Annotated in this window: 13 protein-coding genes and 2 pseudogenes; 11 read left to right on the forward strand and 4 right to left on the reverse strand. The window is 68.8% G+C overall.

Annotated features, from left to right (window positions below):
• The 3 genes from VM306_RS31615 to VM306_RS31625 form a co-directional block, all read left to right on the forward strand.
• Window positions 1–715, forward strand: a 715-nt coding sequence (locus VM306_RS31615; RefSeq protein ID WP_325521421.1) for an ABC transporter ATP-binding protein, incomplete at its 5' end; no start/stop codon positions are given.
• Window positions 712–1,818, forward strand: a complete 1,107-nt coding sequence (locus VM306_RS31620) for an oligopeptide/dipeptide ABC transporter ATP-binding protein (RefSeq protein ID WP_325521422.1) — start codon at window positions 712–714, stop codon at window positions 1,816–1,818. The genes VM306_RS31615 and VM306_RS31620, both read left to right, overlap by 4 nt.
• Before the next feature lie 83 nt (window positions 1,819–1,901).
• Complete coding sequence (locus VM306_RS31625) at window positions 1,902–2,483, forward strand: helix-turn-helix domain-containing protein (protein ID WP_325521423.1); 582 nt, start codon at window positions 1,902–1,904, stop codon at window positions 2,481–2,483.
• 20 nt (window positions 2,484–2,503) lie between these two features.
• Here the strand turns inward: VM306_RS31625 and VM306_RS31630 are convergent.
• Window positions 2,504–2,926: pseudogene (locus VM306_RS31630) on the reverse strand (DedA family protein); the annotation flags it as partial.
• 206 nt (window positions 2,927–3,132) lie between these two features.
• Between VM306_RS31630 and VM306_RS31635 the strand changes: the two are divergent.
• From VM306_RS31635 to VM306_RS31645, 3 genes are read left to right on the forward strand one after another with little or no spacing between them, the layout of a single operon-like run.
• Window positions 3,133–4,701 (forward strand): discoidin domain-containing protein, encoded by a 1,569-nt coding sequence (locus tag VM306_RS31635; protein WP_325521424.1) that lies wholly within the window; start codon window positions 3,133–3,135, stop codon window positions 4,699–4,701.
• Window positions 4,702–4,714: 13 nt separating this feature from the next.
• The gene (locus tag VM306_RS31640; RefSeq protein ID WP_414672471.1) at window positions 4,715–5,848 is read left to right on the forward strand and encodes an MFS transporter; all 1,134 of its coding nucleotides are present in this window, start codon (window positions 4,715–4,717) and stop codon (window positions 5,846–5,848) included.
• The gene (locus VM306_RS31645; protein ID WP_325521425.1) at window positions 5,845–6,789 is read left to right on the forward strand and encodes a hypothetical protein; all 945 of its coding nucleotides are present in this window, start codon (window positions 5,845–5,847) and stop codon (window positions 6,787–6,789) included. Before VM306_RS31640 ends, VM306_RS31645 begins: the two co-directional genes overlap by 4 nt.
• Here VM306_RS31645 and leuA read toward each other — a convergent pair.
• On the reverse strand, window positions 6,786–8,576 hold the full coding sequence (leuA, locus tag VM306_RS31650) for a 2-isopropylmalate synthase (RefSeq protein WP_325521426.1): 1,791 nt from the start codon (window positions 8,574–8,576) through the stop codon (window positions 6,786–6,788). The genes VM306_RS31645 and leuA overlap by 4 nt on opposite strands.
• A gap of 387 nt (window positions 8,577–8,963) precedes the next feature.
• Here leuA and VM306_RS31655 point away from each other — a divergent pair, with 387 nt between their 5' ends.
• The 3 genes from VM306_RS31655 (at window position 8,964) to VM306_RS31665 (ending at window position 10,077) form a co-directional block, all read left to right on the forward strand.
• Window positions 8,964–9,260, forward strand: a complete 297-nt coding sequence (locus tag VM306_RS31655) for a hypothetical protein (RefSeq protein WP_325521427.1) — start codon at window positions 8,964–8,966, stop codon at window positions 9,258–9,260.
• Window positions 9,261–9,278: 18 nt separating this feature from the next.
• Window positions 9,279–9,566 carry a hypothetical protein gene (locus VM306_RS31660; RefSeq protein ID WP_325521428.1) on the forward strand — a complete coding sequence of 96 codons (288 nt, stop codon included), beginning with the start codon at window positions 9,279–9,281 and terminating at the stop codon, window positions 9,564–9,566.
• A 115-nt stretch (window positions 9,567–9,681) separates the two neighbouring features.
• On the forward strand, window positions 9,682–10,077 hold the full coding sequence (locus tag VM306_RS31665; protein ID WP_325521429.1) for an NUDIX domain-containing protein: 396 nt from the start codon (window positions 9,682–9,684) through the stop codon (window positions 10,075–10,077).
• On the opposite strand, the gene VM306_RS31670 is transcribed toward VM306_RS31665, so the two are convergent.
• Window positions 10,063–10,623, reverse strand: a complete 561-nt coding sequence (locus VM306_RS31670) for a nitroreductase family protein (RefSeq protein WP_325521430.1) — start codon at window positions 10,621–10,623, stop codon at window positions 10,063–10,065. The genes VM306_RS31665 and VM306_RS31670 overlap by 15 nt on opposite strands.
• The gene (locus VM306_RS31675; protein WP_325521431.1) at window positions 10,623–11,846 is read right to left on the reverse strand and encodes a hypothetical protein; all 1,224 of its coding nucleotides are present in this window, start codon (window positions 11,844–11,846) and stop codon (window positions 10,623–10,625) included. The genes VM306_RS31670 and VM306_RS31675 overlap by 1 nt, the downstream gene beginning before the upstream one ends.
• Window positions 11,847–11,950: 104 nt before the next feature.
• Here VM306_RS31675 and VM306_RS31680 point away from each other — a divergent pair, with 104 nt between their 5' ends.
• Both VM306_RS31680 and VM306_RS31685 read left to right on the forward strand, forming a co-directional pair.
• Entirely contained in the window at window positions 11,951–13,216 is a 1,266-nt protein-coding gene (locus VM306_RS31680; protein ID WP_325521432.1) for an aspartate kinase, read from the forward strand.
• A pseudogene (locus VM306_RS31685) lies at window positions 13,213–13,483 on the forward strand (aspartate-semialdehyde dehydrogenase); the annotation flags it as partial. The gene VM306_RS31680 and the pseudogene VM306_RS31685, both read left to right, overlap by 4 nt.

The following is a 13,483-nucleotide window of genomic DNA, read 5'->3' on the forward strand; positions in this document are numbered from 1 at the left end:
CTTCCAGGACCCGCTGTCCTCGCTCAACCCCGTCGTCCCGATCGGCCTGCAGGTCACCGAGGTGCTCGAACGGCACCGCGGCCTGGCCCGCAAGGAAGCCATGATCGAGGCGAAGAACCTGCTCGACAAGGTCGGCATCCCCGACCCGGACCGCCGGCTCAAGGAGTACCCGCACCAGCTCTCCGGCGGCATGCGGCAGCGCGCGCTCATCGCGATCGCGCTGGCGTGCCGTCCGAAGCTGCTGATCGCGGACGAGCCGACGACGGCGCTGGACGTGACGATCCAGGCCCAGATCCTCACGCTGATGAAGGAACTGGTGCAGGACCTCGGCACCGCGCTCGTGATGATCACCCACGACCTGGGTGTCGTCGCGGGCCTGTGCGACGAGGTCAACGTCCTGTACGGCGGCAAGGTGGTCGAGAAGGCCATGCGGCACAAGCTCTTCGCCGAGCCGCGCCACCCGTACACGCACGGCCTGCTGGCCTCGATCCCGCGCCTCGACGCCCCCCGGCACTCGAAGCTGACGCCGATCAAGGGCTCGGTCGCCGACAACATCCCGTGGTCGCAGGGGTGCGCGTTCGCGCCGAGGTGCCCGAACGCCCTCGACGTCTGCGTGCAGGTCACGCCGCCGGAAGAGGACCAGCTGGGCCGCCTGCTCCGCTGCCACAACCCGGTGGTGCCGGGAACTCCCGCCGCCGAGGAGGTGCCGGTATGAGCGAGACCCTGGTTTCCGTCCAGGACATGAAGGTGCACTTCCCGATCAAGCGGGGCGTGTTCATGGACCGCACCGTCGGCTACGTCTACGCGGTCGACGGCGTCGACCTCGAGATCAAGCGCGGCGAGACGTACGGACTGGTCGGCGAGTCCGGCTGCGGCAAGTCCACCCTCGGGCGGGCGATGCTGCGGCTCAACGAGCCGACCGACGGCAAGATGATCTTCGACGGGCAGGACTTCTCGGCGCTGAAGGGCGAGGAGCTGCGCAAGATGCGGCGCCGGATCCAGATGGTGTTCCAGGACCCGCTGTCGTCGCTCGACCCGCGCCAGTCCGTCGAGTCGATCCTGGTCGAGGGCCTGCGGGCGCACGACCTGGACAAGGGCAAGGAGGAGACCGGCAAGCGCTTGCGCGAGCTGCTCTCCGCCGTGGGCCTGCCGACGTCGGCGCTGCGCAAGTACCCGCACGAGTTCTCGGGCGGGCAGCGGCAGCGCATCGGCATCGCGCGGGCGCTGGCGCTCAACCCGGACCTGATCGTCGCCGACGAGCCGGTCTCCGCGCTGGACGTGTCGGTGCAGGCCCAGGTCGTGAACCTGCTGGAGGAGCTCCAGGAGAAGTTCGGCCTGACCTACCTGGTGATCGCCCACGACCTCGCGGTCGTGAAGCACATCTCCGACCGGGTCGGCGTGATGTACCTCGGTGGCCTGGTCGAGGAGGCGAGCTCCGAGGACCTCTACGCCGAGCCGCTGCACCCGTACACGCGGGCGCTGCTGTCGGCGATCCCGGTGCCCGACCCCGAGATCGAGGACCGTCGCGAACGGATCCTGCTCGCGGGTGACCTCCCGTCGCCCGCGAACCCGCCCACCGGCTGCCGGTTCCACACCCGGTGCCCGTGGCGGCAGGAGACGAAGTGCGACACCGAGCGCCCCGCCCTGCGGGAGCTCAAGCCGGGTCACAAGGTGGCGTGCCACTGGGCCGAGCAGATCCAGTCCGGTGAGATCGGGCCGCACGAGGTGAAGCCGATCCTGGTCGAGGAGAGCGACGGCCTGTCGCCCGACGTCCCGCTCGTGGGACCGGCCTCGGTCACCGAGGCGCTGAACCCGTAGGGATCCGTTGCGCAAGGCCGTGGCCACCTCGTTTTCGAGGTGGCCACGGTCGTTTCTCCAGCACCTGCTGCTGCCATGGGCGAATGGACAGTCGGGGCTCGATCCTGCTGAGAGCCGCGGAGATCGCCTCGGTCGACGGCCTGGAGGGCGTCACGATCGGGCGGCTCGCGGTCGAGCTCGGCATGAGCAAGAGCGGGGTGTTCTCGCACTTCGGCTCGAAGGAGGAGCTGCAGCTCTCGACCGTGCACACGGCGGCGGAGATCTTCGCGCGCGAGGTCGTGGTCGCCGGTGGTTCCGTCGTGGACCTGAGCGAGCGCTGGCTCGACTACTCGAAGCGCCGCGTGTTCCCCGGCGGCTGCTTCTTCGTCGTGACCCGCTCGGAGTTCGCCGCCCGCCCCGGCCGCGTGCGCGACGCGCTGATGCTCTTCACCCTGCGCTGGTTCTCACTGCTGGAACGCCTGTGCGGTGACGCCGACCTGGCGTTCGAAGTGGACGCTTTGCTGGCCGCTGCCGACCGGTTCGCCGTGCTCTACGACGACGCCTCGGCGTACGAGAGAGTGCGGTTGGCGTTGCGCGCACGGATCGCCATGCCGACCGGGATGGAGATGAGCGTGGCCACGGCGAACGACAACAGCATCGCCAGCCACGCCTCGTCGACGATCTGACCGCCGATGTACCCGACGGTGGCGGGGTAGAGGCTCCACAACGCCGACCCGGCCGCGGCCACCGGCACGAACCTCCTGAACGGCCACCTCAGCGCACCCGCCAGCAACGCTCCGACGATGCCGCCGGCGGGCAGGAACCGCGCCGCGATGAGGATCGTCTCGCCCTTCGACGCGAGCTGGTCGGCCGTCCACACGACCATGGCCCGCGCCTTGGCGTTCTTGTTGACCTTGTCGAGGGCCTTCATGCCCATCCGCCGGCCCGCGCTGAAGTTGATCAGGTCGCTGGCCAGGCACCCGGCGGCGGCGACGAGCACCACGAGGTAGAGGGGAACCTCACCGGCCGCGGCCAGCACGCCGGCGCCGATGAGCACCGCCTCCGTCGGTGCCAGCGGCACGACGGCGACCAGGAAGAGCACGGCGAGGCTGGCGGCTGTGGCGCTCATGATCGGTGAACGTACGTGACCGAGATGAACAATCCCGGCACGGGTGTTTCTTCAGCGCACCCACAGGATCCTGCCCGGTGATCGCGTACCGGGAATTCCCGGTACGACCGTTGACCCGGGCGCTCACCTGGCGCTACCGTCCGACTTAGATCGGAAACCTTCTTTACTAATCCTTCGAGCCGCCGCCCCGTGCCCAGGAGGACGAAGTGATCAGGAAACGGACGAGGACAGGTGTCGCGACAGCCCTGTTCGTGCTGGTGGTGCCGCAGTTCGCGGCCTCCGGCACGGCCAACGCGGCCGACTCCCTGCTCTCCGCCGACAAGCCCACCACCGTCTCGTCCGCCGAGGCCGAGACCTTCGGTGGTGCCAACGCGGTGGACGGCGACCCGGCCACCCGCTGGGCGAGCCTCGAAGGCGCCGACCCGCAGTGGATCGCCGTCGACCTCGGTGGCAACGCCACCCTCTCCAAGGTCAAGATCAACTGGGAGGCCGCGTACGCCTCCGAGTACAAGATCCAGACGTCGGCCGACGGGTCGTCGTGGAGCACCAAGAAGACCCTGACCGGCCAGAACGGCGGCGTCGACGAGACCGCGCTGACCGCCACCGGCCGTTACGTGCGGATCTACGGCACCAAGCGCGGCACGGCCTACGGCTACTCGCTCTTCGAGCTGGAGGTCTGGGGCAGCATCGCGAACGGCGACGCCACGGCGCCGACCGCGCCGTCCGGGCTCGCGAGCACCGGCACCACGTCGAGCTCGGTGAGTCTGCGGTGGACGGCCGCGACCGACAACGTCGGCGTGACCGGCTACGAGGTCCTGCGGGGCGGCAGCGTCGTCGGCACGCCCACGGGCACCACGTTCACCGACTCCGGGCTCGCGTCCGGCACGGCGTTCACCTACACCGTCCGCGCCCGTGACGCGGCCGGGAACCTCGGGCCCGCGAGCAACGCGGTGCAGGCCACCACCCTGCCCGCCGCGCCCGGCGACACGACCACCGTCGTCGTCGCGGGTGACATCGCGTCGCTCACGAACACCGAGCACTACGAGACCGCGAAGCTCATCGACCAGATCAAGCCGAACCACATCCTCACGGTCGGCGACAACCAGTACGACAGCGGCACGCTCGCGGAGTTCAAGGCCCACTACGACAAGTCGTGGGGCAGGTACAAGAACATCACCCACCCCGCGACCGGCAACCACGAGTGGGAGGACGACCTCAACGGCTACAGGTCGTACTTCGGCGCCCAGGCCTACCCGGCGGGCAAGCCGTACTACAGCTGGGAGGCCGGCGAGTTCCACTTCGTCTCGTTCGACTCGAACACCCTGTACGAGACGGGCAGCGACTCGGCGCAGCTGAGCTGGCTCAAGGCCGACCTGGCCGCGAACACCAAGGCCTGCGTCGTCGGCTACTGGCACCACCCGCGGTTCAACTCGGGCCAGTACGGCGACAAGTCCGTCATGTCGCCGCTGTGGAACGCCTTCGTCGACGCCAAGGCCGACCTCGTGTTCAACGGTCACGACCACCATTACGAGCGGCTCAAGCCGTTGGGCAAGAGCGGTGCGGTGGACGAGGTCAACGGCATGCGCATGGCGATCGTCGGCATCGGCGGTGACTACCTCTACGACGAGGTGAAGCCTCGCTCCGGTGTGGAGAAGTGGTTCGCGGACAGCCACGGCGTCCTGAAGCTCACCCTGTCGGGCCGTTCCTACTCGTGGGAGGTCATCGACACGGCGGGCAAGGTGCGCGACAAGGCCGGCCCCTACAACTGTCGTTAGCCCGGAGGCCGTCGTGTACATCGCAACCGCAAGACAGGCTCCGGCAGCGGGTGGCACCGGCAGGATCGCGGGGAACGTGCTCGCTCTGGGCGCGGTGTCGCTGCTCACGGACGTCTCGTCCGAGATGGTCACCGCCATCTTGCCGCTCTACCTCGTGCTGGGGCTGGGGTTCTCCCCGCTGCAGTTCGGTGTGCTCGACGGCGTCCACACCGGCGTGACGGCACTGGTCCGCGTCGTCGGTGGCCATGCGGCGGACCGCTGGCAACGGCGCAAGCTCGTGGCCGGCCTCGGGTACGGGATCTCGGCGCTGGGCAAGCTCGGCCTGCTCGCCGCCGGGACCTCGGCCACCGCGATGGGGCTCGTGCTGGCGGGGGACCGGACCGGCAAGGGCCTGCGCACCGCGCCGAGGGACGCGCTGATCACGTTGAGCAGCGAGCCCTCGGCGCTGGGACGCGCCTTCGGCGTCCACCGCGCCATGGACACCGTGGGCGCGTTCCTCGGCCCGCTGGCCGCGTTCTGTCTCTTGTGGACGTTGCCTGCCCGCTACGACGTCGTGTTCGTGGTGAGCTTCTGCTTCGCCGTCCTGGGTTTCCTGGTTCTCGTGCTGTTCGTGCGTGACCACCGGGACGTGCTGCCCCGCGTCGCGGTGTCGTTGCGGTCGGCGTTCGGGTTGTTGCGGTCCACGCCGTTCCGGCGGGTCTGCCTGGTCGCGTGCGGGCTCGGGTTCCTGACGCTGGGCGACGGGTTCGTCTACCTGTTGTTGCAGAAGAAGCTCGACGTCGAAGTCGCCTACATCGCGTTGCTGCCCCTCGGCACGGCCGGCGTGTACCTGCTCGCCGCCGTGCCGCTGGGGTCGCTGGCCGACCGGGTCGGGCGGTGGCGGATCTTCCTGGCCGGGCACGTGGCGTTGTTCGGCGCGTACCTGGTGCTGGCCGGGGCGTCCGGGATCTCTTTGCTCGTCGGTGTTCTGGTTCTGCACGGGCTGTTCTACGCGTGCACGGACGGCGTGCTCATGGCCGTCGCCGGGCCGTTGATGCCCGACGAGCTGAGGACGTCCGGTCTGGCCCTGCTCCAGACCGGGCAGGCGCTCGCCCGTGCCTGCTCATCCGTGCTGTTCGGCGCTTTGTGGACGTGGTTCGCTTGGTGAGGGTTCTGATCGTCATCGCCGCCGTGGTCGTTCTGGGCGTGGGTGCCACCGCCTACGCCCTGCGGTCACCGGACTCCGTTGCCGTTGCCGTCGAACAGGGTCCTGTCGAGCTGTCCGCCGGGCGGCTGGTGTTCGTGGACGACGCGAGCGGCAAGGTCGCCTCGGTTCCCCTGGCTTCACCGGGTGGGCCGCGGCGGCTGAGCTCGTTGTCCTGCAAGCGCTTCTACACGGCCGCCCGTCAGGGGCTGTGCCTCGCGGAGGGCACCGGTCCGTTGCCCGGTTCGGTCGCCGTCTTCGTCGACCAGGGGTTGTCCGAACGGCGGCGCGTCGAGGTGGCGGGCGTGCCGAACCGCGCGAAGCTCTCGGCGGACGGGCGGATGGCGTCGTGGACGACGTTCGTGACCGGCGACTCGTACGCGCAGGCCGGCACGTTCTCCACCCGCACGGCGATCCTCGACCAGCAGACCGGGGTGTACTCCAGCAACATCGAGGGCACGCGGGTCGGGGGCATGAAGACGGCCGGCGACATGAACTTCTGGGGCGTCACGTTCGCCCAGGACGACCGGACGTACTACGCGACGCTCGGCGCCGCCGGGAAGACGTACCTGGTCCAGGGGGATGCTTCTGCGGAGTCCGCGAAGTTGTTGCGGGAGAACGCCGAGTGCCCGTCGCTGTCACCCGACGGCACGCGCGTGGCGTTCAAGAAGCGCGTGCCGGGCGACGGCGCACGGCCGTGGCGCGAGCACGTGCTGGACCTGACCACGATGGTGGAGACGCCCCTGGCCGAGACGCGGGGGATCGACGACCAGGTCGTGTGGCTGGACAACGACACCATCGCTTATGGCCTGCCGGGTGAGGGGATCTGGGCCGTGCAAGCGAACGGGGAGGGCGCGCCGCGGCAACTGGTGCCGCACGCGTCCTCCCCGTCAGCCGTTTTCTAGCGGTTGGCCCTGTTGATCGCGGAGACGATCGCGCGGAACGACGCGGCGACCGTGGAGCTGTCGATGCCGACGCCCCACAGCACCCGGTTGCCCACCGCGCACTCCACGTAGGCGGCGGCGCGGGCGTCGTCACCGGCGGACAGCGCGTGCTCGGCGTAGTCCAGCACCCGCACGTCGTAGCCGATGGACGCGAGCGCGTCGACGAACGCGGCGATCGGGCCGTTGCCCGAGCCCGTGATCTCCTGCTGCTCGCCGTCGATCAGCAGCGTCGCGGTGATCTCCTCGCGCCCGGTGCCGTCCGAGGTCGCCCGGTGCTTCAGCAGGTACAGCGGCACCCTGCCGTGCAGGTACTCGTCCGCGAAGGCGTCCCACATCTCCTTCGGGCCGATCTCGCCGCCCTGCGTGTCGGTGACCTCCTGGATCACGCGCGAGAACTCGATCTGCAGGCGCCGCGGCAGGTCGAGGTGGTGCTCCTGCTTCATCAGGTACGCCACGCCGCCCTTGCCGGACTGCGAGTTGACCCGGATGACGGCCTCGTAGTTGCGGCCGACGTCCTTCGGGTCGATCGGCAGGTACGGGACCTCCCACGGGAAGTCGTCGACGTGCTGCCCGGCGTCCTTGGCTTCGGCCTCCAGCGCCTCGAGGCCCTTCTTAATGGCGTCCTGGTGCGAGCCCGAGAACGCCGTGAAGACCAGGTCGCCGCCGTACGGGTGCCGCTCGGGCACGGGCAGCTGGTTGCAGTACTCGACCGTGCGGCGGATCTCGTCGATGTCGCTGAAGTCGATCTGCGGGTCGATGCCCTGGCTGAACATGTTCATCGCCAGCGTGACCAGGCAGACGTTGCCCGTCCGCTCGCCGTTGCCGAACAGGCAGCCCTCGATGCGGTCGGCGCCGGCCAGGTACCCCAGCTCGGCCGCAGCGACGCCCGTGCCGCGGTCGTTGTGCGGGTGCAGGCTCAGGATGATCGAGTCGCGCTGGGCGAGGTTGCGGCTCATCCACTCGATCGAGTCCGCGTAGACGTTCGGCGTGGCCATCTCGACGGTCGCCGGCAGGTTGATGATCAGCGGCTTCTCGGGCGTCGGCTGGATGATCTCCGTGACCGCGTCGCAGACCTCGAGGGCGTAGCTCAGCTCGGTGCCGGTGTAGGACTCGGGGGAGTACTCGTACCGGAAGTCGGTCTCCGGGTAGTCCTTCTCCTGCTCCTTGGCGAACTTCGCCGCGTCCGTGGCGATCTTCTTGATGCCGTCGCGGTCGGAGCGGAAGACCACGCGCCGCTGCAGGATCGACGTCGAGTTGTAGAAGTGGACGATCGCCTTGTTCGCTCCCCTGAGGGATTCGAACGTGCGGGCGATCAGTTCCTCACGGCACTGGGTCAGGACCTGGATCGTGACGTCGTCCGGGATCGCGCCGTCCTCGATGATCTCCCTGACGAAGTCGAAGTCCGTCTGGCTGGCGGCCGGGAAACCTACCTCGATCTCCTTGAAGCCCATGCGGACCAGCAGGTCGAACATCTTGCGCTTGCGGGCCGGGGACATCGGGTCGATCAGGGCCTGGTTGCCGTCCCTGAGGTCCACCGCGCACCACATCGGTGCAGTGGTGGTCTTCTTGGTGGGCCAGGTCCGGTCCGGCAGGTCGATGGTTTCGACTACCTCGTGGAACGGGCGGTAGCGGTGGAAGGGCATGCTGCTGCCGAGCTGGGTGTTCCACTGCGGCTGGGCGTCCGGAGTCGGGCGGGACGGCTTGCGGATCCTGCTGGTGCCTGAGGTGTAGGCGTCTTGGGAGGTCATTCGTCGTGCTCCTGCGGGTCGTCGGGTTTCACGACCGGCGGCAACGCTGAGTCCCGCGACGGGGGGCCGGTCTGATCAGACCCCGTCACGGCAGCGAAGCAGGAGGGAACGCCACACGGACGACAGCGTAGCCACAGATCTCGGGTGGATGGAACTCGGGGACCGGATCGTGGGACGTCCAGGGGGTGGAGATAGGGGTGTTCGGCGCGATCTGGAGGGTGGTCGCCTTGCTGTTGCGCAGGTGGTTGCGGTGCGGTGAGTGCCCCGTCGCTGGAGCTTCGCTCAGTGCTGCCGGCTGCTCGCCTTCGGCTTTGCCTTTGCGACGAACTTGGCGATGATTGTCAACTCGCAAGTTTCCCCGGGTCCGAACATGGGAAAAGTTCATACATGTCCAGATTACGTACGACCAGCGGCCGCGGCACGGCTTCCCGCGTGATCAGCGGCATCGGCGCCCTCTTCGCCTTCATCGAGATCCTGTTCATCTTGATGGTCGTGCTCGGCGCGAACACGGCGAACTCCTTCTTCGGGTTCGTCAAGTCCCTCGCCGATCCCCTCGCCCTGTTCTTCCCCGGTCTCTTCCAGACGGGGAACTTCAAGCTCGACGTCTTCCTCAACTACGGTCTCGCCGCCGTGTTCTGGCTGGTCGTGACCGGTCTGCTCGCGCGTGCGGTGTCTCGCTACTGAGTAGTAGATTCCTGACCCATGCGAACGCGGGTGGTCGGGATCGCCGCTGGGATTGTCAGTTGGGTCGGCCTCGCGCTGGCGGTCGTGCTCGTCGTTCACGTCGTGCTCGTCGTCGGCGGGGCCAACCCCGGCAACCCCATCACCAGCACTGTCAAAGCCCTTGCGGAGCCTCTTGCGCTTGCCTTCAGAGACCTGTTCAGTCCCGACGACCCGAAGCTGCGGACGATCGTGAACTTCGGCCTTGCCGCGTTGTTCTGGCTGGCCGTTCGAGCGATCGTCCTTAAGCTCGTTAGGCGTCTGAACTAGGTTCGGTGCCATGGCGCGCGACGACTTCTGCAGCAGCTGTGGCACTCAGTACGCCGACACGGGTGGATACCCCCGCAAGTGCGAGAGTTGCGCGCACATGGTGTGGTCCAACCCAGTGCCCGTCGTGGTCTTGCTGGTGCCGGTCAAGGACGGGCCCCGGACCGGGCTTCTCACCGTGCGTCGAGCTATTCCGCCGGTGGGGCAGCTGGCGTTCGTCAGCGGGTTCATGGATCGCGGGGAGTCGTGGCAGCAGAGTGCCGCGCGCGAGCTCGAAGAAGAAGCCAACGTGCGCATCGACCCCGACGAGTTGCGACCGTTGCACTTCGTGTCCACGTCCGATGGCGGCACGGTGCTGTTGTTCGCGACCGCGCCCGCCATCAACGCCGAGGACATGCCTCCGTTCGTGCCCAACGACGAGGCTTCCGAGCGGAGGGTCATCTTCGAGTGCGAGCCGTTGGCGTTTCCGCTGCACAACGACGTCGCCACGAAGTACTTCTCAACCGAACGGTGACTGGCCCCAGGAGCCGGTGAAGGCGATCTCGGACAGCGGGTGGCGCCGGCGTTCGCGCTGTTCGCGGGCCTGGAGGTCTTCCGGGAGGTCTTCCAGGCGGCCCTGGTGGCCCACGGCCATCGCCACCAGCGGGCGGACGTCGTCGGGCATGTCGAACGCCCTGCGGGCGGCTTCGGGGTCGAAGCCGCCCATCATGTGCGCGATCAGGCCCAGGTCGACGGCCTGCAGCACGAGGTTCTCCATCGCGAGGCCCAGGCCGAACTCGACGTTCGGGATGTCGCCGCGCTTGTCCCGGGTGATCACGCAGCCGATGAGCAGCACCGAGGCGCGGAACGCCCAGGTCTTGTTGCCGCCCGCCAGGGTGCCGAAGATCGTGTCGAACGTCGGGGTGCCGCGCTTGCCCACCACGAAGCGGGCCGGCTGGCTGTTGCCGTGGGACGGGGCCCAGCGGGCCGCTTCCAGCAGGGTGCGCAGCTCGTCGTCGGAGACCGTCGCGTCAGCGGAGAAGGCGCGAGGGCTCCAGCGCTTCGAGATCAGCTCGTTCATCAGATCGCATACTGCCAAACGGCGAGCGAGTAGGCGCCGAACCACGCGCTGAACAAGGTCGCGGCTCCGAGCACCGTCAGCACCGTGGACGGGCGGCGGCGGGCCAGGACCAGGGCCAGCGGGACGAGCAACGTGAAGGCCGGGAGCAGCAGGCGGGCCTTCGAGTTCATCAGGCCGTTCGAGCCGAGGTCCATGACCAGCACGCCGATGCCGTAGACGATCAGCGGCCACTCCAGGCGGCGCTGGAAGGCGTAGAAGACCAGGACGATGGCGAGGGCCAGCAGCCAGACGGTGCCGGTCTCGAGGACCGAGCGCGGGTTGCCGAGGTGGCCGAGGGCGAACTCCCACGTCGCCGCGCCGCCGTCGAACTTCGAGCCCCAGCCCCGCTGCTGCACGCCGAACCAGCCCGCGAGGTCGCCGGTGCGGGACGAGACCCAGGCGAGGTAGCCGAGCAGGCCCAGAGGCGCGATCAAGCCGCCCGCCCACGCCCGCCAGTCCTTGCGGTCGGCGACGACCGCCACCAGCGCGGCGAGGCCGACCGCCGCGATCAGCGCCGCCGCCGTGGGACGGACCAGGCCCGCCGCCGCGCAGCACACGCCCGCGAGGATCCAGCGCTTCTTCACCACGCCGACCAGCGCCCACGCGGCGAACGCGCAGAACGTGGCCTCGGAGTAGGTCATCGACAGCACGACCGCCATGGGGGAGGCGGCGAAGAGCGTGACCAGGACCAGGCCGGCGGGGATCGAGCCGTCGCGCACCACGCGGCCGAGCACGAACAGCCCGTAGGCGCAGAGCAGGCCGCTGATCAGGCTGACCGCGAACGCCGCGCCCACCACGTCCACGCCCGGCAGACCGTCGACCCACCTGATCAGCGCGGGGTAGCCGGGGAAGAACGCCAGCGGGGTCTCGGCGGTGCGCCTGCCGGCCGCGTCGGTCAGGCGTTGCGGCACGTCGTCGTAGCCGCCCTGGGCGATGCCCAGGAACCACTCGCCGTCCCACGACTTCAGGTTGTCGACGGACGTGTCGGTCTTGCCGGTGGTCTTGTTCTGGAACTCGACGACCAGCTGCAGGACGAACAGGCCGACCTGCCGCACGACCAGGTAGATCAGCGCGGGCGCCGTCCAGAGCGCGACCGGGTGTCTCAGCGCCCCGGCCATCCGCGAGCGCGCACTGCTCTCATGCACGGCTGCTGGGGCCTCCACGACATCGACGCTCGACGACACGCGGACAGAGTAGTCACGCGCATCACGGCTCCAGAGTCTCACCAGGTGGTCCGGGTAGGCTGCCGACGACGTGGGGTTTTAGTCGCGCGAAGGAGGTCAGGTCGGTGGCGCTCGTCGTCCAGAAGTACGGCGGTTCATCGGTTGGGAGTGCCGAGCGGATCAAACGCGTGGCCGAGCGCATCGTCGCGACCAAGAAAGCGGGCAACGACGTCGTCGTCGTGGTCTCCGCCATGGGCGACACGACCGATGAGCTGCTCGACCTCGCCCGCCAGGTCTCGCCGGTGCCGCCTGCCCGCGAGCTCGACATGCTCCTCACCTCCGGTGAGCGGATCTCGATGTCGCTGCTCGCGATGGCGATCAACTCCCTCGGTGCCGAGGCACGCTCGTACACGGGCTCCCAGGCGGGCGTGATCACGACCTCGGTCCACGGCAAGGCCCGCATCATCGACGTGACGCCGAGCCGGATCCAGGACGCGACGTCCGAGGGGGCCATCGCGATCGTCGCGGGCTTCCAGGGCGTCTCCCAGGACTCCAAGGAGATCACCACGCTCGGCCGCGGCGGCAGCGACACGACCGCGGTGGCGCTCGCGGCGGCGACGAAGGCCGACGTGTGCGAGATCTACACCGACGTGGACGGCGTCTACACCGCCGACCCGCGCATCGTGCCGAACGCGAAGAAGCTCGACACGATCACGTACGAGGAAATGCTCGAGATGGCCGCGTGCGGCGCCAAGGTGCTGATGCTCCGCTGCGTGGAGTACGCCCGGCGCTACAACGTCCCCGTGCACGTCCGCTCTTCGTTCAGCAACAAGACCGGGACCATCGTGTCCGGTTCAGTGGAGGACCTTCCCGTGGAACAGGCGATGATCACCGGCGTCGCGCACGACCGGTCTGAAGCCAAGATCACCGTGACCGCCGTCCCCGACCACCCCGGCATCGCCGCCAGGATCTTCCGGGTCGTGGCGCAGGCCGAGCTCGACATCGACATGGTCGTGCAGAACGTCTCGCAGGCCGCGTCCGGCCGCACGGACATCACGTTCACGCTGGCCAAGGTCGACGGCCCGCGCGCGGTGGCGGCGCTGGAGAAGTCCCGCGGCGAGATCGGCTTCGACCAGGTCCTCTACGACGAGCACGTCGGCAAGGTGTCGCTGATCGGCGCGGGCATGCGCTCGCACCCCGGCGTCACGGCGTTGTTCTGCGAGGCGCTGGCCACGGCCGGCGTCAACATCGACATCATCTCCACCTCGGAGATCCGCATCTCGGTCATCTGCCGCGACACCCAGCTCGACGACGCCGTTCGTGCCCTGCACGACGCGTTCGACCTGGGCACCGACGAAGAGGCCGTCGTTTACGCAGGGACTGGACGATGACCGCCCCCGTACTCGCGCTGGTTGGCGCGACCGGTGCCGTCGGCACCGTGATGATCGACATCATCAACACCCGGTCCATCGTGCCGTGGGGCGAGATCAGGCTGATCGCGTCCCCGCGCTCGGCAGGCAAGAAGATCAGCGTGCGCGGCCAGGACGTCACGGTCATCGCGCTGTCGCCCGAGGCGTTCGACGGCGTGGACATCGCGATGTTCGACGTGCCGGACGAGGTCTCCGCAGAATGGGCCCCGATCGCCGTCGAGCGCGGCG

Source organism: Lentzea sp., assembly GCF_035525475.1.
In the GTDB taxonomy this organism is placed as follows: domain Bacteria; phylum Actinomycetota; class Actinomycetes; order Mycobacteriales; family Pseudonocardiaceae; genus Lentzea.

What these genes read in the sequence shown, in the direction of transcription:
- VM306_RS31670 (WP_325521430.1), bottom strand. Translation starts at nt 10,623, where the DNA reads ATGAACGAGCTGATCTCGAAGCGCTGGAGCCCTCGCGCCTTCTCCGCT.
- VM306_RS31655 (WP_325521427.1), top strand. Translation starts at nt 8,964, where the DNA reads ATGTCCAGATTACGTACGACCAGCGGCCGCGGCACGGCTTCCCGCGTG.
- VM306_RS31660 (WP_325521428.1), top strand. Translation starts at nt 9,279, where the DNA reads ATGCGAACGCGGGTGGTCGGGATCGCCGCTGGGATTGTCAGTTGGGTC.
- leuA (WP_325521426.1), bottom strand. Translation starts at nt 8,576, where the DNA reads ATGACCTCCCAAGACGCCTACACCTCAGGCACCAGCAGGATCCGCAAG.
- VM306_RS31620 (WP_325521422.1), top strand. Translation starts at nt 712, where the DNA reads ATGAGCGAGACCCTGGTTTCCGTCCAGGACATGAAGGTGCACTTCCCG.
- VM306_RS31625 (WP_325521423.1), top strand. Translation starts at nt 1,902, where the DNA reads ATGGACAGTCGGGGCTCGATCCTGCTGAGAGCCGCGGAGATCGCCTCG.